This window comes from Pseudomonas jinjuensis (genome assembly GCF_900103845.1).
GTDB lineage: Bacteria > Pseudomonadota > Gammaproteobacteria > Pseudomonadales > Pseudomonadaceae > Pseudomonas > Pseudomonas jinjuensis.
Genome location: NZ_FNIJ01000011.1, coordinates 23784 through 44988 on the forward strand (window position 1 = coordinate 23784; position 21205 = coordinate 44988).

18 protein-coding genes and 1 pseudogene are annotated in these 21205 nt (G+C 63.5%); 12 read left to right on the top strand and 7 right to left on the bottom strand.

Features of this window, described 5'->3' with window-relative positions:
* Positions 1–7: 7 nt before the first annotated feature.
* Entirely contained in the window at positions 8–1015 is a 1008-nt protein-coding gene (locus BLR75_RS16315; protein WP_084310989.1) for an AraC family transcriptional regulator, read from the bottom strand.
* A gap of 135 nt (positions 1016–1150) precedes the next feature.
* Here BLR75_RS16315 and BLR75_RS16320 point away from each other — a divergent pair, with 135 nt between their 5' ends.
* The 5 genes from BLR75_RS16320 (at position 1151) to BLR75_RS16340 (ending at position 7636) form a co-directional block, all read left to right on the top strand.
* Complete coding sequence (locus BLR75_RS16320; protein WP_084310991.1) at positions 1151–2734, top strand: GMC family oxidoreductase; 1584 nt, start codon at positions 1151–1153, stop codon at positions 2732–2734.
* Between the two features lie 78 nt (positions 2735–2812).
* Positions 2813–4795 (top strand): alkyl/aryl-sulfatase, encoded by a 1983-nt coding sequence (locus tag BLR75_RS16325; protein WP_084310993.1) that lies wholly within the window; start codon positions 2813–2815, stop codon positions 4793–4795.
* Between the two features lie 83 nt (positions 4796–4878).
* A complete protein-coding gene (locus tag BLR75_RS16330) occupies positions 4879–6405 on the top strand; it encodes a class I adenylate-forming enzyme family protein (RefSeq protein WP_084310995.1) in 1527 nt (508 codons plus the stop codon).
* Between the two features lie 429 nt (positions 6406–6834).
* The gene (locus BLR75_RS16335) at positions 6835–7104 is read left to right on the top strand and encodes a PepSY domain-containing protein (protein WP_084310996.1); all 270 of its coding nucleotides are present in this window, start codon (positions 6835–6837) and stop codon (positions 7102–7104) included.
* 4 nt (positions 7105–7108) lie between these two features.
* A complete protein-coding gene (locus BLR75_RS16340) occupies positions 7109–7636 on the top strand; it encodes a cytochrome b/b6 domain-containing protein (protein WP_084310998.1) in 528 nt (175 codons plus the stop codon).
* Positions 7637–7757: 121 nt separating this feature from the next.
* Here the strand turns inward: BLR75_RS16340 and BLR75_RS26755 are convergent, their stop codons facing one another.
* Positions 7758–7928, bottom strand: coding sequence for a hypothetical protein (locus BLR75_RS26755; RefSeq protein WP_169720231.1), 171 nt, complete (start codon positions 7926–7928; stop codon positions 7758–7760).
* 245 nt (positions 7929–8173) lie between these two features.
* On the opposite strand from BLR75_RS26755, the gene BLR75_RS16345 reads away from it, so the two are divergent.
* A complete protein-coding gene (locus tag BLR75_RS16345) occupies positions 8174–8611 on the top strand; it encodes an acetyltransferase (protein ID WP_084311000.1) in 438 nt (145 codons plus the stop codon).
* A 54-nt stretch (positions 8612–8665) separates the two neighbouring features.
* Here the strand turns inward: BLR75_RS16345 and tnpC are convergent.
* A pseudogene (tnpC, locus tag BLR75_RS16350) lies at positions 8666–10212 on the bottom strand (IS66 family transposase).
* Between the two features lie 126 nt (positions 10213–10338).
* Between tnpC and BLR75_RS27205 the strand changes: the two are divergent.
* Complete coding sequence (locus BLR75_RS27205) at positions 10339–11013, top strand: HNH endonuclease (RefSeq protein ID WP_281246542.1); 675 nt, start codon at positions 10339–10341, stop codon at positions 11011–11013.
* Positions 11014–11085: 72 nt separating this feature from the next.
* Here BLR75_RS27205 and BLR75_RS16360 read toward each other — a convergent pair whose 3' ends face one another.
* From BLR75_RS16360 to hemN, 3 genes are all read right to left on the bottom strand, one after another.
* Complete coding sequence (locus BLR75_RS16360) at positions 11086–11787, bottom strand: RES family NAD+ phosphorylase (RefSeq protein ID WP_245726157.1); 702 nt, start codon at positions 11785–11787, stop codon at positions 11086–11088.
* Entirely contained in the window at positions 11781–12185 is a 405-nt protein-coding gene (locus BLR75_RS27085) for an antitoxin Xre-like helix-turn-helix domain-containing protein (protein ID WP_245726158.1), read from the bottom strand. The genes BLR75_RS16360 and BLR75_RS27085 overlap by 7 nt, the downstream gene beginning before the upstream one ends.
* A gap of 179 nt (positions 12186–12364) precedes the next feature.
* Complete coding sequence (gene hemN / locus BLR75_RS16365; RefSeq protein ID WP_084311006.1) at positions 12365–13750, bottom strand: oxygen-independent coproporphyrinogen III oxidase; 1386 nt, start codon at positions 13748–13750, stop codon at positions 12365–12367.
* Between the two features lie 720 nt (positions 13751–14470).
* On the opposite strand from hemN, the gene BLR75_RS16370 reads away from it, so the two are divergent.
* Complete coding sequence (locus tag BLR75_RS16370; RefSeq protein ID WP_425439019.1) at positions 14471–15712, top strand: methyl-accepting chemotaxis protein; 1242 nt, start codon at positions 14471–14473, stop codon at positions 15710–15712.
* Positions 15713–16090: 378 nt separating this feature from the next.
* Here the strand turns inward: BLR75_RS16370 and gltA are convergent, their stop codons facing one another.
* Positions 16091–17377 carry a citrate synthase gene (gltA, locus tag BLR75_RS16375; RefSeq protein ID WP_084311010.1) on the bottom strand — a complete coding sequence of 429 codons (1287 nt, stop codon included), beginning with the start codon at positions 17375–17377 and terminating at the stop codon, positions 16091–16093.
* Between the two features lie 354 nt (positions 17378–17731).
* On the opposite strand from gltA, the gene sdhC reads away from it, so the two are divergent.
* The 4 genes from sdhC to BLR75_RS16395 are packed head-to-tail and all read left to right on the top strand — an operon-like array spanning position 17732 to position 20975.
* The gene (gene sdhC, locus BLR75_RS16380; protein ID WP_174688563.1) at positions 17732–18118 is read left to right on the top strand and encodes a succinate dehydrogenase, cytochrome b556 subunit; all 387 of its coding nucleotides are present in this window, start codon (positions 17732–17734) and stop codon (positions 18116–18118) included.
* Positions 18112–18480, top strand: coding sequence for a succinate dehydrogenase, hydrophobic membrane anchor protein (gene sdhD, locus BLR75_RS16385; RefSeq protein ID WP_084311014.1), 369 nt, complete (start codon positions 18112–18114; stop codon positions 18478–18480). The genes sdhC and sdhD overlap by 7 nt, the downstream gene beginning before the upstream one ends.
* Positions 18481–18483: 3 nt before the next feature.
* Positions 18484–20256, top strand: coding sequence for a succinate dehydrogenase flavoprotein subunit (gene sdhA / locus BLR75_RS16390; protein ID WP_084311015.1), 1773 nt, complete (start codon positions 18484–18486; stop codon positions 20254–20256).
* 11 nt (positions 20257–20267) lie between these two features.
* A complete protein-coding gene (locus BLR75_RS16395; RefSeq protein ID WP_084311017.1) occupies positions 20268–20975 on the top strand; it encodes a succinate dehydrogenase iron-sulfur subunit in 708 nt (235 codons plus the stop codon).
* Positions 20976–21205: the final 230 nt, after the last annotated feature.

Consider the following 21205-nt stretch of genomic DNA (forward strand, 5'->3'; position numbering starts at 1 on the left):
ACAAAAATCACTCCGCCAGCAACCGTCGCCGCACTTCCTTTGGCGTCATGCCATACCAGCGTCGGCAGGCGCGATTGAACACGCTCTGCTCGCTGTAGCCGAGCAGGCCGGCGACCTGCGACATCGGCATGTGCCGTTCGGCCAGATAGACCTCCGCACGTGAGCGCCGGGCGCGTTCCAGCAGTTCGTCGAAGCCGCAGCCCAGCTCGGCCAGGCGCCGCTGCAGGACGCGCTCGTGCAGGCCGAGCTGCTCGGCGATCAGCCCGAGGCGGCAGCGCTGGGTCGGCAGCATGCGCAGGATCAGGCTCTCCACCTGCTGCGCCAGGTCGGCCGCCGGCTGGGCGCCCCGGGCGCTCAGGTACTCCACCAGCATCCGGTGCAGTTGCGGGTCCTGCTGCTCGATGCGCTGGGCCAGGTGCTCGTCGCGCAGCACCAGGGCGTCGCAGGCCTGGCCGGTATAGACCGTGGTGTTGAAGTAGCGCCGGTAGCGCGCCGGCGGCAGCGGGCTGACGCCGCTCAGCAGCAGCGACTGGGCGCTGAACTGGCTGCCGCAGAGCAGCTTCATGGTGTTGTGCGCCACGCCCAGCGCCAGTTCCTGCATCTGGCGCCGCTGCAGCAGGCCGGACAGGCGGATTTCCACCACCAGCCGCGGCGTTCCCGGTTCGCTGCGGTCCAGTTCCACGTGGATGCCCGGGCTGTGGTAGCCGATGAAGCGCGAGACTTCCTCCAGCGCCTGGCCCACCGTGGTCGAGTTGCGCGCGATCAGCGCCACCGGGCCGAGCACGTGGAGGTCCTGGTATTCGGCCATGCGCAGGCCGAAGTCGGGGCAGTCCAGCGTCTGCGCCGCGTATTCCAGGACGCCCACCAGCGAGCGCAGCGGCACCCGCGCGTCGTCTTCCCGGAGCGCCCGCGGATCGATGCGGAAGTGCCGCAGCAGGGCGTCCGGATCGCCGCCGAGGCGGGCCGTCAGCTCGGGAAAACCGATGAACGAGGTGGTGCGGATCAGTGCGGTCATAGTCGTCAAAGATCAAAAACAAGTCGGCGAAGATCAATAAATCTGCACGCTATGGGCGAAGAATTCCAGCTCGATGCACCGTTCCGCCGATCTGCGGCCCGGCGCCTGTCTTCAGCGCAACCGAGAACAACAATCATGGAATTCGACTACATCATCGTCGGTGCCGGCTCCGCCGGCTGCGTCCTCGCCAACCGCCTGAGCGCCGATCCGTCCGTGCGGGTCTGCCTGCTGGAAACCGGCCCGGAGGACACTTCCCCGCTGATCCACACGCCGCTCGGCGTCGCCGCCATCCTGCCGACCAAACACGTCAACTGGGCCTTCCACACCGTTCCGCAGCCGGGCCTCGGCGGGCGCCGCGGCTACCAGCCGCGCGGCAAGGCGCTGGGCGGCAGCAGCTCGATCAACGGCATGATCTACATCCGCGGCCACCGCAGCGACTACGACGACTGGGCGGAGCTGGGCAATTCCGGCTGGTCCTACGACGAGGTGCTGCCGTACTTCCGCAAGAGCGAGAAGCACCATGGCGGCAGCAGCGAATTCCACGGCGGCGATGGCGAGCTGTACGTCGGCCGGGCGCAGGAGCATGCCGCCACCGGTGCCTTCATCGAGGCGGCGAAGCGCGCCGGCCACGACTACAACCCCGACTTCAACGGCGCCGAGCAGGAAGGCGTCGGCCCCTATGACGTGACCATCCGCGACGGCCGCCGCTGGAGCGCCGCCACGGCCTTCCTCAAGCCGATCCGCGAGCTGCACGGCAACCTCACCGTGATGACCGGCGCCCGCGCCCAGCGCATCATCCTGCAGGGCAAGCGCGCCACCGGCGTGCAGGTGTCGGTCAAGGGCCAGCGCATGGAGCTGAAGGCGCGCCGCGAGGTGCTGCTGAGCGCCGGCGCCTTCGGCAGCCCGCAGCTGCTGATGCTGTCCGGGATCGGCGCGGAGTCCGAGATCCGCCCCCACGGCATCGCCATGCGCCACGAACTGCCCGGCGTCGGCCAGAACCTGCAGGACCACCCGGACCTGGTGCTCTGCTACAAGAGCCACGACACCTCGCTGCTCGGCATTTCCCCCACCGGCACGGTGAATATGGGCAAGGGCCTGGCCGAATACATGCGCCACAGGACCGGGCCGCTGGCCAGCAACTGCGCGGAGAGCGGCGCCTTCCTGCGCACCGACACCAGCCTGTCGCGCCCGGACATCCAGCTGCACGCGGTGATCGGCACCATCGACGACCACGGCCGCAAGCTGCACTGGGGCCACGGCTTCAGCTGCCACGTCTGCGTGCTGCGGCCGAAGAGCATCGGCAGCGTCGGCCTGGATTCGGCCGACCCCTTCGCCGCGCCGCGCATCGACCCGAACTTCCTCGGCCACGAGGACGACGTGCGCACGCTGCTGAAGGGCTATCGCATGGTCCAGGAAATCGTCGAGCAGTCGCCCATGGCGCGCTTCGGCCTGAAGGACATCTATGGCAAGGGCATGCACAGCGACGAACAGCTGATCGAGCTGCTGCGCCGGCGCACCGACTCGGTCTACCACCCGGTCGGCACCTGCAAGATGGGCAGCGACGAGCTGGCAGTGGTGGACGATCGCCTGCGCGTGCATGGCATCGAGGGGCTGCGAGTGGTCGACGCCTCGATCATGCCGACGCTGGTCGGCGGCAACACCAATGCCCCGTCGATCATGATCGCCGAGCGCGCCGCGGAGTGGATCGCCGCGGCCTGAAGCAAGTTCTTCCGGCCGCCCGCGTGGCGGCCCGACCTGTCGCACAACAGCCAGAACCAAGAAAAGGAAGGCATTTCCATGCCCGCAACCCTGAGCCGCCTCACCGCCCTCACCGCCGCCGTGATCATCGCCGCCATCGCCAATCCGGTGGCCGCCGTCCCCGCACCCGCGAAGCCGGCCAGCGAGGCCACCCGCGCTGCCAATGCCGCGCTGCTGAACAGCCTGCCGTTCGACGACAAGCGGGATTTCGAAGACGCCGAGCGCGGCTTCATCGCCAGACCCGACACCCTGACCATCAAGGACGCCAGCGGCCGGGTGGTCTGGGACATGCAGAGCTACGCGCAATTCATCGGCCTGGACAAGCCGGCGCCGGACACGGTCAACCCCAGCCTGTGGCGCAACGCCCAGCTGAACATGCAGTACGGCCTGTTCAAGGTCACCGACCGCATCTACCAGGTGCGCGGCTACGACCTTTCCAACATCACCTTCATCCAGGGCGACAGCGGCTGGATCGTGTTCGACCCGCTGATCACGGTGGAACCGGTCAAGGCCGCGATGGAGCTGGTCAACCAGCACCTGGGCAGGAAACCCATAGTCGCGGTGGTCTACAGCCACCCCCATGCCGACCACTTCGGCGGCGTGCGCGGTCTGGTCGACGAGGCGGACGTCAAGGCCGGCAAGGTGCGGATCATCGCGCCCGAGGGCTTCACCGAGCATGCCATCAGCGAGAACGTGATCGCCGGCAACGCCATGAGCCGGCGTGGCGTCTACATGTTCGGCGCGCTGCTGCCGCGCAATGCCCAGGGCAGCGTGAATGCCGGGCTGGGCCAGACGATTTCGTCGGGCACCACGACCCTGATCGAGCCGACCGAGATCATCCGCAAGACCGGCGACGAGCTGACCGTCGACGGCGTGAAGATGGTCTTCCAGATGACCCCGGGCACCGAAGCGCCGGCGGAAATGAACACCTGGTTCCCGCAGTTCAAGGCGATGTGGATGGCCGAGAACACCACCAACACCATGCACAACATCCTCACCCTGCGCGGCGCCCTGGTGCGCGATCCGCTGAAGTGGGCGGGCGGCATCGACGAGACCCTGGAACTCTACGGCGACGACATCCAGGTGAAGTTCCAGAGCCACCACTGGCCGATGTGGGGGCATGAGCGGGTCGTCGACTACCTGAAGAAGCAGCGCGACCTCTACAAGTACATGCACGACCAGACGGTGCGCCTGATGAACGAGGGCTACACCGGCGAGGAAATCTCCGAGCGCATCCAGCTGCCGCCGGAACTCGACCGCTACTGGCCGAACCGCGGCTACTACGGCACCCTGCGGCACAACTCGCGGGCCATCTACCAGCGCTACATGGGCTGGTACGACGGCAACCCGTCGGACCTGAACAACCTGCCGCCGGAGCCGGCGGCGAAGAAGTACGTCGAGTACATGGGCGGCGAAGAGGCCGTGATGAAGCGGGCGAAGGCGGACTTCGACAAGGGCGAATACCGCTGGGTGGCCGAGGCGCTGAAGCACGTGGTCTTCGCCAACCCGTCCAACGAGCCGGCGAAGCAACTGCTGGCCGACACCTACGAACAGCTCGGCTACCAGGCCGAATCCGGCCCGTGGCGCTCGGTATACCTGCAGGGCGCCTACGAGCTGCGCAACGGCGTGCCGAAGGGCGCGGCGACCCGCACCGCCAGCCCGGACATCATTCGCGGCATGACGCCGGAAATGCTCTTCGACTATCTCGCCGTGCGCCTCAACGGCCCGAAGGCCGCGGGCAGGACACTGACTCTCAACATGGCCTTCACCGACCTCGACAAGCAGTACGCGCTGCATCTGGAGAACGGCGTGCTCAACTACTCGACGAAGCCGGCGGACAAGGCCGATGCCAGCCTGACCCTGACCAAGGCGGCGCTGGACGACGTGCAGCTGGGCAAGGCCAGCTTCGAGCAGCAGGTCGCCAGCGGCAAGGTCAAGGTCGAGGGGCGCAAGGAAGCCTTCGGCGAACTGATGGGGCTGATGGACGACTTCGACTTCTGGTTCGACATCGTCACGCCCTGAAGACCAGGCCAACGGCGGATTGCACCCGCCCCACGGGGCGCCCCATGGCGACTCCGAACGACTACAAGAAAGGTTGACCCATCATGCATCTCACCCAGGCACTGCACACCTCGCTGCAACTGAGCCCTGAACACACGGCCACCGTCTGCGGGGGCCGTCGCCGCACCTACCGCGAATCCGCCCTGCGCGTCGCCCGCCTGGCCGCCGCCCTGCGCGACCGGGGCGTGGAGGAGGGCGAGCGGGTGGCGATACTGGCGCTGAACTCCGACCGCTACCAGGAAGCCATGCTGGCCTGCTGGTGGGCCGGGATGGTGGCGAATCCGGTGAACATCCGCTGGAGCGCGGCGGAAATCGCCTACTCGCTGGACGACTGCGACGCCTCGGTGCTGGTCGTCGACGATCATTTCCTGCCCCAGATCGAAGCGATCCTCGGCGGCATCAGGCGCCGGCCGCTGCTGATCCATGCCGGCGACGCGGAAACGCCGGAGGGCATGCTGTCCTTCGAACGGCTGGTCGCCGAGTCCGCGCCGATGGCCGATACCACAACTGGCGGCGATGCGCTGGCGGTGATCATGTATACCGGCGGCACCACCGGCCGGCCCAAGGGCGTGATGCTGTCGCACCGCAACCTGCTGGCCGGTGTGCTGATGCGCCTGGCCGACCTGCCGCCGGTGGAGAACATGATCGGCCTGTGTGTCGCGCCACTGTTCCACATCGCCGGCTTCGCCTCCGCCTATGCGCGGGTGCTGACCGCCACGACCAACGTCTACGTGCCGGTGTTCGATGCGCTGGAGGTGATGGAAAGCGTGCAGCGCGAGCGCGCCAACGAGACCCTGCTGGTGCCGACCATGCTGCAGGCGATCCTCGACCATCCACGCTTCGCCGAGTTCGACCTGTCCTCGCTGCAGCGCGTCGTCTACGGCGCCGCGCCGATCAGCGCGACGCTGCTGGACAAGGCCATGAAGGGGCTGCCGAAGACCGGCTTCGTCCAGGTCTACGGCCTGACCGAGAACGGCGGTCAGATTTCCTCCAACCCGCCGCGCAACCACAGCCCCGGCCACCCTCTCTGCCATTCGGTGGGCCGGGCCACGCTGGGGCAGTGGGTGCGGATCGTCGACGAGGAGGGCAACGAAGTGCCGCGCAACACCGTGGGCGAACTGGTCGCCAGGGGCCCTTCGGTGATGCAGGGCTACTGGGGCCTGCCGGAGGAAACCGCGAAGACGCTGAAGGACGGCTGGCTGCACACCGGCGATGCCGCCTGCATGGACGACACGGGCCACCTGTTCGTGGTCGACCGGGTCAAGGACATGATCATCACCGGCGGCGAGAACGTGTACTCGGTCGAGGTGGAAAACGTCCTCGCCCGCCATCCGGCGGTCGCGCTCTGCGCGGTGATCGGCATCCCCCACGACAGCTGGGGCGAGGCGGTGCACGCCGTGGTCACCCTCAAGCCCGGCGCGCAGGCCGGCGAGGAAGAGCTGCGCAACTACTGCCGCGACTTCATCGCCGCCTACAAGTGCCCGAAGAGCGTGGAATTCCGCGACAGCCTGCCGCTCTCCGGGGCCGGCAAGATCATCAAGCGCGACCTGCGGGAGCCGTACTGGCGGTGAGGGGAGGCGGGGCAGCGAATGCGCGGGGCGATATCGATCGCAGAGAGGCGGAACGGGGCGGGCCGCTACCGGTCATCGGTTTTCAGGCGCCATCCGGGCCGACCGGATCGCGCTCCGGAACCACCGGGCAGCCGTGGTCGAGGGAAGCGCGCCGGGGTGTCTGGCACGGGGCGGAAGGGGCTGTCAGACGGCCTGGCGAGACATCGGTCCGCCTCGGCGGAACCTCTCTTCGGCGCAAGGCACCCCTGACAGACGGTAGGAACCCATCGGAAAAACCCCCGGTCCAGATACGGGCATATCGGTAAGTACGAGGCGTGCGGGGCAAGGTTTGCCCGCGGCACGAATTCGAGGCTCGGCGAAGCCTGATGCTGTATCGGCCGATGAGGACTCCTCTCGGTCCCTTATGAGTAAACAGTTCGAGGAAACACCATGCGCAAGCTTCTTCTGGCCTCCCTTCTTGCAACCGCTCCGCTGGCGGCCTTCGCCGATCCCCAGTGCACCACCGCCGACAAGTCCCAATGGCAGGATCAGGCAAAATTCCAGGAATCCCTCAAGGCCCAGGGCTACGAGATCAAGAAGTTCAAGGTGACCGACACCAACTGCTACGAGATCTACGGCTGGGACAAGGACAAGCGCAAGGTCGAGATCTACTACGACCCGGTCAGCGGCAAGGCCGTGAAGGAAGAAGTCGAAGGGTAACGGCATGAGTGGCGTAACCCTTCGCCTCTGGGACCCGCTGGTACGCATCTGCCACTGGTCCCTCGCGGGCGCCTTCGTCGGCAACTACTTCATCAACGAAGCAGGCGAGACCTGGCATCTCTGGCTGGGTTACTACGCCGTGGCCGTGGTGGTGGTGCGCTCCATATGGGGTTTCATCGGCTCGCCGGCAGCGCGCTGGTCCGATTTCTGGCCGACCCCACGGCGCCTGCTTGGACATGCACGGGCGCTGCTCGCCGGCGAGGACTACCACCGCATGGGGCATTCGCCGATCGGCGCGCTGGTGATGATCCTGATGTTGCTGCTGATGCTCGGCCTCGGCATCTCCGGTTTCCTGATGACCGAGGTGGACTACTTCTGGGGCGAGGACCTGCCGCGGGACATCCACGAAGCGATGGCGAACGGCCTGCTCGCCCTGGTTGGCCTGCACATCGCGGCAGCACTGGTGGAAAGCCTGCGCCTGCGGGAGAACCTGCCCCTGTCGATGGTCACCGGCATGCGCCGCAGGCTGTGACCGGCAGGCATTGCCCGCCGGGCGTCCGGGGTGCGCAGCCAATGGCGCCCGGCGTTCTGGCGGGCACGGCAAGGGCGGTCGGGTCTGGCGGCATCGGACGCGGTCGCATGCACCGGCAGGATCAGCGACTCGCGCCAGCCCGCATCCTGGCCGCCATATCCTGCATGACGCCAAATACGATCCTGCGCAGCAATCGAATCTCCCCTGCGCCCATGGCCTGGGCCGCCGCTTCCAGGGCCTTGTTCGCCTCTTCCATGGCGGTGGAAACGTGGTAAGCGTCCGGGTAAGTCACCGTAAGCTCCTGACGACTACATGACCCGTTTCTAGCGTTCCGCAGCAGATCCCTAGCGGCCGTAATTTTTTATTGACGCCCCCGAAAGCCTCTCAGTATCGTCCTTCCCCCCTCCTTTCCGGCTACCTCTGCCGTGAACCGCCCAAGCGTTAACTCGCGAAGCGGTCATACAAGTTGCCGACACTTATACGGTCGCTATCTACTAGCGCGCCTCATTTCCGATATCAAGTGTAAAGGATGATTCTATGATCATTCGTCAGGCTACTAACGCCGACCATCCGCAACTGCTCAACATTTGGCTGCGCTCCGTTCGCGCCACTCATCACTTCCTGCAAGAATCCGATATTGAGGCATTGCTTCCTCAGCTCCGCGATATTTACCTACCCGCTGTTGAATTATGGGTTGCGGTAGATGCCGAGGACTGCCCGCTAGGGTTTATCGGGCTCAATGAAAACCACGTAGAGATGCTCTTCATCGAGCCAGATCTGCGAGGGAAAGGTATTGGCCACGCGCTGCTGGATCATGCCCGCAGTTCGCGCAGTCAGATGAGTGTTGATGTGAATGAGCAGAACCCCGAAGCGGTAGGGTTCTATTTACATTACGGGTTTGTTCAAACGGGTCGTTCTCCGCTGGATGGCGAGGGCCGCCCCTTCCCCTTGCTACACCTGAGCCTGCCCGGCTAGGGCTGTAATCGTGAATCGCTCCTAAGCTTCTGCTTCGGGGCGATTCATTATCCGTCAGGCCGGCATCCATTGATGCGGTAGCAATTGCCCGATCTCACTGGCTCGCTGTGTCGGCAGCCGCGTCAGCACATCTTTGAGATAGGCATACGGATCATGCCCATTTATGCGCGCCGATTGGATCAGGCTCATGATTGCAGCCGCCCGCTTTCCGCTGCGCAACGACCCGGCGAACAGCCAGTTCGAGCGTCCGAGGGCCCATGGCCATATCTGGTTCTCAACCTGATTGTTGTCGATGGGCACAGCCCCATCGTCCAGGTAGCGGGTGAGCGCTACCCAGCGCTTCAGGCTGTAATCGAGGGCTTTGGCCGTGGCTGATCCGTGGGGCACCAGGTCGCGCTGGGCCAACATCCAGTCATGCAATGTTTTGCTGATTGGTACCGCCATTTCCTGACGTATTCGCCAACGATCTTCATCACTCATGTCCCGCGCTTGGCGTTCGACCTCGTACAAGCCGCTGATCGAGTGCAAGGCCTGGTCAGCCAACTGACTTTTGTTCGCCACGTGCAGATCGAAAAACTTGCGACGGGCGTGGGCCATACAGCCGATTTCAGTGATGCCTTGCTCAAAACCGGCTTTGTAGCCAGCGAAGTCATCGCAGACCAACTTGCCATTCCAGTCGCCCAGGAAGTTACTCGCGTGTTCTCCGGCACGGCTTGGGCTGAAGTCGTAGACCACTGCTTTGAGCGCCGAAAACGGCGTAGTGCTGTAGGCCCAGACGTAGGCCCGGTGGGTTTTCTTCTCGCCTGGCGCAAGCATTTGCACCGGTGTTTCATCGGCGTGAATCACGCCCGGGCTCAGCACCGCTTCACGCAATGCATCGACCAGCGGCTGGAGTCGCATGCCGGTTTGTCCGACCCACTGGGCCAAGGTCGAGCGAGCGATTGCCAGCCCGGCGCGGCCAAAGATTTTCTCCTGCCGGTACAGCGGCAAGTGATCGGCAAACTTGGCCACCATCACGTGGGCCAGCAGGCCTGCGGTCGGAATACCTTTGTCGATGACCTGGGCCGGTACCGGCGCCTGGATCAGGGTTTCGCACTGACGGCAGGCCCATTTGCCACGCACATGTTGCTCGACGGTAAACACTCCCGGCGTGTAATCCAGCTTTTCACTGACGTCTTCGCCGATGCGCTGAAGTTGGCAGCCACAGGCACACTGAGTGTTTTCTGGCTCGTGGCGAATCACCGTGCGTGAAACTGCGGCGGCAATGGCGCACGCTTGGGGGATTGCCGTGGTTCGGCCTGTGGCGAAGCTGGGAGGAGCTGTTTCAGCTCGGCCTCGATAGCTTCAAGGTCTGTATCGAGCAGGTCATCCAGCAAGCAGCCTTGCGCCGGGCTGATTTGCTCGCTTCGCTTGGCAAACTTGTGGCGTTTGAGAATGGCGATTTCGTAAGTGAGCTGTTCGATGATGGTTTCATCGTTCTGGATCTTCCTGCTCATCGCCTCGACCTGGGACTGCAACTGCAACGCCTGTGCCGCCATCAGCTTCTCCGCGATCCTCAATTGATCGGCGAACAGGGTTCGCATACCAGACGGCGATTCCATCAATTCAGGTGAGCATCCGCCTATATATCTCCGGCCTGGCGGTTGTGAGGCGCTGAACGCAGTGAAGCCCAATCCCTGGTAGTCTGTATGAATTTTCCTACAGACAGTGATGTGCTAGAGGATCCTGTGAGCGATGGCTGGAGCGTTGAAGAACTAAGGACATCGGTGAAGGCCTACCTTGAAATTGCCGACAAGGTAAGGTCAGGGCAGAAGGTTATTAAAAAAGCCTATTACGATGCGCTTGCTGAACAGTTTGGGCGGACAGCGAAGTCCTTCGAGTTCCGGATGCAAAACATCTCTTATGTCTTGTCGTTGATGGGACGCGACTGGGTTCCAGGGCTCAAGCCGAAAAGGAATGTTGGTACTCATGTGGCGGCGCTCATCGAGTCGTACATCAATGAAATTGAGCAGCGGCTGGCGGTTCCCGTGGCTGAGTTTGAGAAGCAGGTTAGGGAAAAGCGCGGCCGTTACAAAATTCCGCCAAATGGGCAGAAGAGGCCTCTCAGCAAGACCGTTGCTATCACGCAGTACGAGCGTGATCCGGCTGTAAAGGCCTGGGTCCTAGATAATTCCCGGGGGCTCTGTGAGTGTTGTAGTGATCCAGCTCCATTTCTAGACAGTGATGGCCGGCCGTTCTTGGAGGTGCACCATGTCAGGCGCCTCGCAGATGGCGGGTCGGACACCACGACGAACGCCGTAGCCCTATGCCCCAATTGCCATCGTGCCTTGCACTACTCCCAAGACCTGAAGGAATTGCTGGAAGTTCTCTATACCAAGGTAATGCGTTTGGTTCGGGAATGAGGGAGCGCAACTGATTGCCTCTCTAGTCCCGAAATAAGCGTCCGGCCCGGCGATGCCGCCGCGCATCGACCTTCAACTGATCGAGAGCACGGTGATCCGGTTGACCCCGGTGATCTGCCCGTTCCAGATCATCTCGTAGTGGGCGGACTGGACGATCGACGTGACCGGCCGCGGCGTCATCAGTGCCAAGCAGATGTGGCCCGGCGAGCGGACCGAGTTGTAGCGCAGGCCGGGATAACCGCCCCGTTTCACCTCGCCGCCGAGGCGCCGGGAGTGGCTGTAGTCGTCCGGGGCGTGGATGGGGTGGGAAAGCGGCAGTGCCGCGGCATCCTTCATCCCGGCATCCGTGAAGGCGCAGGACAAGCCGCGGAAGACGAATCGCTCATAGTTCAGCCCCTGCACGTTCGACCAGTAGCGGTCCTGATGATGGCGCACCTCGGCGACGGCCGTATCCAGCGTATCGGCCAGGTACAGCACGCCAAAGCTGCCGTTGCTAAAGCGCGAGCCGGCCGGATTCACATGGGTGAAGGGCGCCGTCGCGTACGAGCAGCCGGGAATGCCGAAGGGAATTTCCGCGAGCGCGATGAGTTCCAGCCGGCCGATTTCGTTCTGCAGGCGCGGATTCGTCAGGGCCTGGAGCTGGTAAAGCGCCTCGAAGTCGTCGGCGTCGGCGACATCGTCGAACAACGCGATGGGCGGGAATTTCGAGTTGACCAGGCGGTAGGCCTGCAGTTCTTCGCCTGCGAGGTCCGCGAGGCTATCCAGCGCTACCACTGGGCACCCCGCAGCGCATCGATTCGTCGGAACGTCTCGTACAGGGAGATCATGTCGCCCTGGGCCATGATGTCGAGCGGCGCGCGACCGTTGAAGAATTCGTTGCGATTCTCCATCGCGGGGAAGCCGTAGACGTTCTCGGGATTGTCGAAAATCAGGCGGAGCGCGGCATGGATGTTCAGCACCATGCTGATGCGCTGCATCTGGTCCAGGTCCAGGCTTACCGCCCACTCGGAATCCTGCTGTCTGGCGCGGGTGTAGGTGCTGCGGGAGATACGCAGGATCCGGCAGGCCTGTTCGCAGGAGGCTTTCCACTTTTCCAGAATGTTCAGCGCCGCGCGCAAGCCCGCCACGCATTGCTTTTTCGTGAAGTCCTGTGCCTGGAGGGCTGCGCTCATGGTGGATGCCTCAAGTATTGCTCTGTAGATTCAAAATTAGCATTCATGAATCTACAGAGCAATCCATGGCAGGCGTCGACTGTCGAAGATGAAACCAGCAGGCGAGCATTCCTGGCCCTGGTGAAGCCGGATAATCCTCGCCCTGGAAGATTGGTGACTCGCTGGGAGCGGCCCCGTCCTCAGATCGTCCGCGAGAAACGCCCGCTCTGACCTGCGCCCAGGTAGGCATCGAACGCCATCGCCACGCTGCGGAGCATCAGCTGCCCTTGCGGCAGCAGGAGCAGGGCGTCGTCCCGGATCTCCACCAGTCCGTCGGCGACATGTTCCTCGAGGTTGGCCAGCGACTCGGCGAAGTACTCCTTGAAGCGGATGCCATGGCGCGCCTCGATGGCGGGGAAGTCGATCCTTCCCGTGCACATCAGGGCGCCGATCACCTCGCGCCGCAGCGTGTCGTCTGCGCTGAGCCGGTAGCCGCGATGCACCGGCAGCAGGCCCTGGTCCAGCCGCGCGTAATACTGCGAAAGCTCCTTCACGCTCTGGCTGTAGCTGTCGGCCACCTTGCCGATGGACGAAACGCCCAGCCCGATCAGGTCGCAATCGGCGTGGGTCGAATAGCCCTGGAAGTTGCGTTGCAGCGAACCCTGCTCACGGGCCAGGCTCAGCTCGTCCTCGGGCAGGGCGAAATGGTCCATGCCGATGTAGACGTATCCGGCTGCCGTCAGGCGCTGGACGGTCAGCTCCAACAGCTCAAGCTTGCGCTCCGGCGGCGGCATGTGTTCGCGGCGGATGAGTCGCTGGGCGCGCACCAGTTCCGGCAGATGGGCGTAGCTGTAGGTGGCGATGCGGTCCGGGCGCAGGGCGATGATCTTGCTCAGGGTGGCGTCGAAGCTGGCCACGGTCTGCAGCGGCAGCCCATAGATCAGGTCCACCGACACCGATTTGAAATTGGCCTCGCGGGCAGCCGCTACCAGGTTGAAGATCTGCTCTTCGCTCTGCACGCGGTTCACCGCTTCCTGCACCCGCGTATCGAAATCCTGCACGCCGAAGCTCAGGCGGTTGAAGCCCTGAGCGCGCAGCTCGGCAATGCGTTCGCGGCTGATGGTGCGCGGGTCGACCTCGATGGAGAACTCGTGGTCGTCGCTCTCGTCCAGGTTGAAGTGTTCGCGCAGGCAGGCCATTACCTCGCCGAGCTGCTCGCTGGTCAGGTAGGTCGGCGTGCCGCCGCCCAGATGCAGTTGGGTCAGCTTGCGCGACTTGTCGAACAGCGCCGCCTGCATGGCGATCTCGCGCTTGAGATAGGCCAGGTACTCGACTGCCCGGTGGGTCTTCTGGGTGATGATCTTGTTGCAGGCGCAGTAGTAGCAGAGGCTCTTGCAGAACGGAATGTGGATGTACACCGAGAGCGGCTTGGCCGGTGCCTGGTTGCTGCGCATGGCGGCCTGCCGGTAGTCGTCCACGGCGAAGGCCTGGTGGAACTGCGGGGCGGTAGGGTAGGAGGTATAGCGAGGGCCGGGTTTGTCGTATTTCTCGACCAGGGCGCGGTTGACACTCAAGGGTTGGGCCATGCGGATTGCCTCCTTCGGAGAACTGGGGGAGGGGCAAGATGGACGCTCACCGACTGCCGCTCGCGTAGTGGGGATACCCGGTCAAAATACCACAAGCGGCGCAGCGCTTCCGGGAAGGCCCTTCGGTATTGCAGTTATCGTTCCCACGCTTCTGCGCCCGGCCTGGCTGAGGTCGCGGGCATGGCCCAGGAAAAGATTCCCTGATCGCGCCTCTACCACTAAGGGCCAATAGCCCGTCACGGCCAATCACCGCTTAATGGCAGCCGACAACAATAGTCGGTTATTCCAGCGGCCCGGTGGTGGCATGACCGAAGTTTCCAGAGGTACCTCTTCATGAACTCCCCGAGTTCGCGCCTGTTCCCCATCCTTTTCCTGCAGACCGGCGGCCTCGCCCTGCTGTTCATCGCCCAGTCGCTGGGCGGCTGGCCGCTGTCGCTGTGCCTGCTGCTCGCCGCAGCGCTGGTCTGGCTGCCGTGGTGCATCGCCCGCAGCCGCAGGGGCCGCGGAGCCGTCCCGCATGTGGCGGACGTGGCCGAATTGACCCGCGAGCTTTCCCAGAGCACCAGCGGCAATGCCCTTTCCGCAGCGGGAGTTTCCTATGCGGTGCAGCGGCTGGAAGAGAAGCTCGAGTCGCAGCTGGTGAGCGCCGAGCAGATCGTTGGCAGCGCCGAGGTGATGATCCACACCGAGCGCGCGACCTCCAACCTGGCCCGGCAGGCGATGGAAGCGGCGACCAAGGCGCGTATCGGCAGCGACCAGGGGCGCGGCGAACTGCAGACGGCGATCGCCCGCATGCATCAGCTCAGCGTCCGGGCCAGTGCCAGTCGCGAATCCATCGAGGCGCTGAGCCAGCGCAGCGAGGAGATCCAGCGCGTCGCCCACGTGATCCAGTCGATCGCCAGCCAGACCAACCTGCTGGCTCTCAACGCCGCCATCGAGGCCGCGCGGGCCGGCGAGCACGGCCGTGGCTTCGCCGTGGTGGCGGAGGAGGTGCGCGGGCTGGCCGGGCGGACGGCGAATGCCACCGAGGAAGTCGAGCGGATGGTCGAGGACATCCAGCAGCGTACGGGCGAAGTGGTGGAGCAGATCCGCCAGTTGGCCGCCGATCTCGACCAGGGTGTCGCCGAGGTCGAGCGCACCGGCTGCCAGCTGGAAACCATCGCCGAGCTGGCCTCCGGGGTGGAGCGGCAGATCACCGAGATCGCCGAGGGCGCCGAGATCAACCGCCTGCAGCTGGACAGCCTGTTCGCCGCGGTGGACCAGATGCGCGGCGACCTGCGCGTCAGCGATGAACAGACCCATCGTCTGGCCGAAGAGGCGATGCAACTGGAGGCGCAGGCCGAAGCGATCAGCGAGCGGCTCGCGGAAGTCGCGCTGGATGACTATCACCAGCGTGCCTACGACCTCGCCCGCGAAGGCGCGCAGGCCATCGCCGAGCGTTTCGCGGCGGATATCGACAACGGCCGGATCACTCTCGACGACCTGTTCGACCGCGATTACCGGCCGCTGGCCGGCACCGATCCGCAGAAGTACCGCACACGCTTCGACCGCTATACCGACGAAGTCCTGCCGGGCATCCAGGAGAACCTGCTGCAGCGCCACGAGGGGCTGGTCTACGCCATCGCCTGCACCCCGGAGGGGTACGTGCCGACCCACAACCAGGCGTTCAACCAGCCGCCGATCGGCGATCCGAAGGTGGACCGGATGAAAAGCCGCAGCAAGCGCCTGTTCAACGACCGCACCGGCATCCGCTGCGGCAGCCACCAGCAGGCACTGCTGCTGCAGACCTACTGCCGCGATACCGGCGAGCTGATGCACGATCTGTCTGTGCCGATCTATGTCGCCGGCCAGCAGTGGGGTGGCTTGCGCCTGGGTTACCGGCCGGAAGCGATGCCCGAGGCCAGCGCGCGCCCGGCGCGGGAGCCGCAGTTCCCTGGCCAGCCGGTATACGCTGGCAGATAAACAAGGGCGGCATTGACGGGCCGCCATGCATATAAAGGAGGGGCTGCTTCGCAGGCTGTGCGAAAACTACTGCGCTCGGTTATGCCGCGTTGAAATCAGGCTCAGAATGCTCATTTACAGCTCGTAAACTCCGCTTCTTCGCCTGATTGACTCGCTACGCTCGCCCTTCGGCTGTTACTCCCGTTGGTCGTTGCGCCTTGCCTGACCTTCGCTCGCTACGTTTTCGCACAGCCTGTACGGCAGCCTTTTCTTTTGCTTCGAATACAGCCCGGGCGAGGTGGTAATCCGTCCTGGCAGGTGTCGCTGCGGGTCTGCAGGGCAGGGGATGCAACAATGAAAAAAGGCTGCCGAGGCAGCCTTTTTTCTTTTCGCGTTCGCTTACTTGCGGTCGCTCAGGGCGATGAAGTCGCGCTCCTGGTAACCGGTGTAGAGCTGGCGCGGACGGCCGATCTTGTACGGGCCGGAGAGCATTTCCTGCCAGTGCGAGATCCAGCCGACGGTACGGGCGAGGGCGAAGATCACGGTGAACATGCTGGTCGGGATGCCGATGGCCTTCAGGATGATGCCCGAGTAGAAGTCCACGTTCGGGTACAGGTTGCGCTCCTTGAAGTACGGATCCTGGCGAGCCAGTTCTTCCAGCTTCATGGCCAGTTCCAGCTGCGGGTCGTTGATGCCCAGTTCGCCCAGAACCTCGTCGCAGGTCTGTTTCATGACCTTGGCGCGCGGGTCGAAGTTCTTGTAGACGCGGTGGCCGAAGCCCATCAGCTTGAACGGATCGTTCTTGTCCTTGGCCTTGGCCACGAACTTGTCGATGTTCGAAACGTCACCGATCTCGTCCAGCATGCGCAGTACGGCTTCGTTCGCACCGCCGTGGGCCGGGCCCCAGAGCGCGGCGATGCCGGCGGCGATACAGGCGAATGGGTTGGCACCCGAGGAGCCGGCCAGGCGCACGGTGGAGGTGGAGGCGTTCTGCTCGTGGTCGGCGTGCAGGATGAAGATGCGGTCCATCGCCTTGGCCAGGATCGGGCTGATCGGCTTGGTCTCGCAAGGCGTGTTGAACATCATGTGCAGGAAGTTTTCCGCGTAATTCAGGTCGTTGCGCGGATACATCATCGGCTGGCCCATGGAGTACTTGTAAACCATGGCGGCGATGGTCGGCATCTTGGCGATCAGGCGCATCGCGGAGATTTCGCGGTGGCGCGGATCGTTGATGTCCAGGGAATCGTGGTAGAAGGCCGACAGGGCGCCGACCACGCCGCACATGACGGCCATCGGGTGGGCGTCGCGGCGGAAGCCGTTGAGGAAGCTCTTCAATTGCTCGTGAACCATGGTGTGGTTCTTGATGGTGTTGACGAACTGTTCCTTCTGCGTGGCGTTGGGCAGCTCGCCCTTCAGCAGCAGGTAGCAGGTTTCCAGGTAGTCGGACTTCTCGGCGAGCTGTTCGATGGGATAGCCGCGGTGCAGCAGCACGCCCTGGTCGCCATCGATATAGGTGATCTTCGACTCGCAAGAGGCGGTCGACATAAAGCCAGGATCAAAGGTGTAGCTGCCGGTGGCGGTCAGGCCACGTACATCGACTACATCGGGCCCCATGGTGCCGGTGAGGATGGGCAGTTCGACGGGGGCTGCGCCCTCGATGATCAACTGCGCTTTTTTGTCAGCCATGATGGCCTCCTATTTATGCTTGAAATCATCTGTACGACCCCCCACGCAGGGCCCGCACCACTATAGAGAGATAAATCTGAAAGTCAATTTGCCAGAAGGTGTATCGGAAGCTCTCCCAAGCCATTGTTTTTGGCGAAAAAAGCGGCTTTTTACGCTTTTTGGGGAGGTGCGACAATAAGTCCTTAGGAGTAGGCGTTTCCATTGTCATTAGGAGCCTAACTGTCTATACTGCGCGACCAGCCGCCTAGGGCCCTCGAGGCCTTGCTCCACGGGGCGGTTGTCACTCCCAAAAGGTGATGGGTACCTGACAAGTGCACCTCCCGACAACTAGCCCTGTTTCCTGGGGCTCTCAGTGTGAAAAAAGCCGTGAATAGCAAACGACCAGTAAACCTAGACCTTAGGACCATAAAACTCCCTGTCACTGCTTACACGTCCATTCTTCATCGTATCTCCGGCGTAATTCTGTTCCTGGGCATTGCCGTGCTGCTGTTCGCGCTCGACAAGTCCCTGGCTTCGGAAGAAGGCTTCGAGCAGGTGAAGGCGTGTCTGACCAGTCCGCTGGCCAAGTTCGTGATCTGGGGCCTGCTGTCTGCGCTGCTGTACCACCTCGTGGCCGGTATTCGTCACCTCGTCATGGACGCAGGTGTCGGCGAGACCCTGGAAGGCGGTAAGCGTGGTTCCAAAATCGTCATCGCCGTTTCGGTGGTGCTGATCGTTCTGGCGGGGGTGTGGGTATGGTAACTAATGTCACAAACTTCTCGCGTTCGGGCCTCTATGACTGGATGGCGCAACGCGTTTCCGCGGTCGTTCTCGCGGCTTATGTTCTTTTCCTGCTGGGCTACCTCGTCGCTCACCCGGATATCTCCTACGAGGAATGGCATGGCCTGTTCTCCCATGGCCTGATGCGCATCTTCAGCCTGCTGACTCTCGTGGCCCTGAGCGTTCACGCCTGGGTCGGCATGTGGACCATCACCACTGACTACCTGACCCCGATGGCGCTGGGCAAGTCGGCGACCGTTGTGCGTTTCCTCGTCCAGGCAGTCTGCGGCATGGCCATGTTCGCGTTCTTCGTCTGGGGTGTGCAGATTCTCTGGGGTAACTGATCCATGGCTAGCATTCGTACTCTTTCTTTCGACGCCATCATCGTTGGCGGCGGCGGCGCCGGCATGCGTGCCGCGCTGCAACTGGCGCAGGGCGGCCACAAGACCGCCGTGGTCACCAAGGTCTTCCCGACCCGCTCGCACACCGTATCCGCCCAGGGCGGCATCACCTGCGCCATCGCTTCGGCCGACCCGAACGACGATTGGCGCTGGCACATGTACGACACCGTCAAGGGCTCCGACTACATCGGTGACCAGGACGCCATCGAATACATGTGCTCCGTAGGTCCGGAAGCCGTGTTCGAGCTCGAGCACATGGGCCTGCCGTTCTCCCGTACCGAGCAGGGCCGCATCTACCAGCGTCCGTTCGGCGGCCAGTCCAAGGACTTCGGCAAGGGCGGCCAGGCTGCCCGTACCTGCGCTGCGGCTGACCGTACCGGTCACGCCCTGCTGCACACTCTTTATCAGGCCAACCTGAAGAGCGGCACCTCGTTCCTCAACGAGTGGTATGCGGTCGACCTGGTGAAGAACCAGGACGGCGCCATCGTTGGTGTGATCGCCATCGATATCGAAACCGGCGATACCGTGTACATCCGCTCCAAGGCCGTGGTTCTGGCCACTGGCGGTGCCGGCCGTATCTATGCCTCCACCACCAATGCCCTGATCAACACCGGCGACGGCGTGGGCATGGCCCTGCGTGCCGGCGTACCGGTGCAGGACATCGAGATGTGGCAGTTCCACCCGACCGGCATCGCCGGCGCCGGTGTACTGGTTACCGAAGGCTGCCGTGGCGAAGGTGGTTACCTGATCAACGCCCACGGCGAGCGCTTCATGGAGCGTTACGCACCGAACGCCAAGGACCTCGCTGGCCGCGACGTCGTTGCGCGCTCGATGGTCAAGGAAGTCATCGCCGGTAACGGCGTCGGCCCGAACAAGGACCACGTACTGCTCAAGCTCGACCACCTCGGCGAGGAAGTCCTGCACAGCCGCCTGCCCGGCATCTGCGAACTGTCCAAGACCTTCGCCCACGTTGACCCGGTCGTCGCGCCGATCCCGGTCATCCCGACCTGCCACTACATGATGGGCGGCGTTGCCACCAACATCCATGGCCAGGCCATCACCCAGGACGCCAACGGCAACGACACCATCATCGAAGGCCTGTTCGCCGTGGGCGAAGTGGCCTGCGTGTCGGTACACGGCGCCAACCGCCTGGGCGGCAACTCGCTGCTCGACCTGGTGGTGTTCGGTCGCGCCGCCGGCCTGCACCTGGAGAAGGCGCTCAAGGAAGGCATCGACGTTCGTGGCGCCTCCGAGAGCGACTTGGAAGAATCGTTCAAGCGCCTGAACGGCGTGAACGAACGCACCAAGGGCGAAGATGTCGCTCCGCTCAAGCGCGAGCTGCAGCAGTGCATGCAGAACTACTTCGGTGTATTCCGTACCGGCGAATACATGCAGAAGGGCATCGCCCAGCTGGCCGATCTGCGCGAGCGCATCGCGACCGTCAAGATCGCCGACAAGAGCCAGGCATTCAACACGGCGCGCATCGAAGCGCTGGAACTGCAGAACCTCCTCGAAGTGGCCGAAGCCACCGCGATTGCGGCCGAACACCGCAAGGAATCCCGCGGCGCGCACGCCCGCGAAGATTTCGAGGAGCGCGACGACGAGAACTGGCTGTGCCACACCCTGTACTTCCCGGGTGAGAAGCGCGTCACCAAGCGTTCCGTCAACTTCGCGCCGAAGACTGTTCCGGCATTCGAACCCAAGGTTCGTACTTATTAAGGGTGGCCGCCATGTTGAAAGTAAGTGTTTACCGCTATAACCCTGACGTGGACGAAGCCCCGTTCATGCAGGACTTCGAGGTCGATACCGACGGCAAGGACGTGATGGTCCTCGACGTGCTGGCGCTGATCAAGGAGCAGGACGAAGGCTTCTCCTATCGTCGTTCCTGCCGTGAAGGCGTTTGCGGTTCCGATGGTATGAACATCAACGGCAAGAACGGCCTGGCGTGCATCACTCCGTTGTCGGCCGCCGGCCTCAAGGGCGGCAAGCTGGTGATCCGCCCGCTGCCGGGCCTGCCGGTGATCCGCGACCTGGTCGTCGACATGCGCATCTTCTACAAGCAGTACGAAAGCGTTAAGCCGTACCTGCAGAACAAGTATGCCGCGCCGGCCATCGAGCGCCTGCAGTCGCCGGAGGAGCGCGAGAAGCTGGATGGTCTGTACGAGTGCATCCTGTGCGCCTGCTGCTCGACTTCCTGCCCGTCGTTCTGGTGGAACCCGGACAAGTTCCTCGGCCCTGCTGCGCTGCTGCAGGCCTACCGTTTCCTGGCCGATAGCCGGGATACGGAGACCCAGGCACGTCTGGCGACTATGGACGACCCATTCAGCGTATTCCGCTGCCGTGGAATCATGAACTGCGTGAACGTTTGCCCGAAGGGTCTGAATCCGACCCGGGCGATCGGTCACATTCGTAACATGCTGCTGCAGAGCGGTACCTGATCTGCGCGGTTTGCAAGTGCTGTACCTGTTGTAAGAGCAAGACCTGCGCCGCCGGAATCATTCCGGCGGTGCAGCATCCAACGAACCACCGCCCACAAAGCGGTGGTTCTGATTTGAAAATATATAGATGACCAGCAGGGGCATCCGGGCTGGTACCCGGGCTACCGGCGGTAACCGCAACGGCTTTGACGAACTCCCGACGGAGAACTCGCAAGCCGCTCGGCTTCATG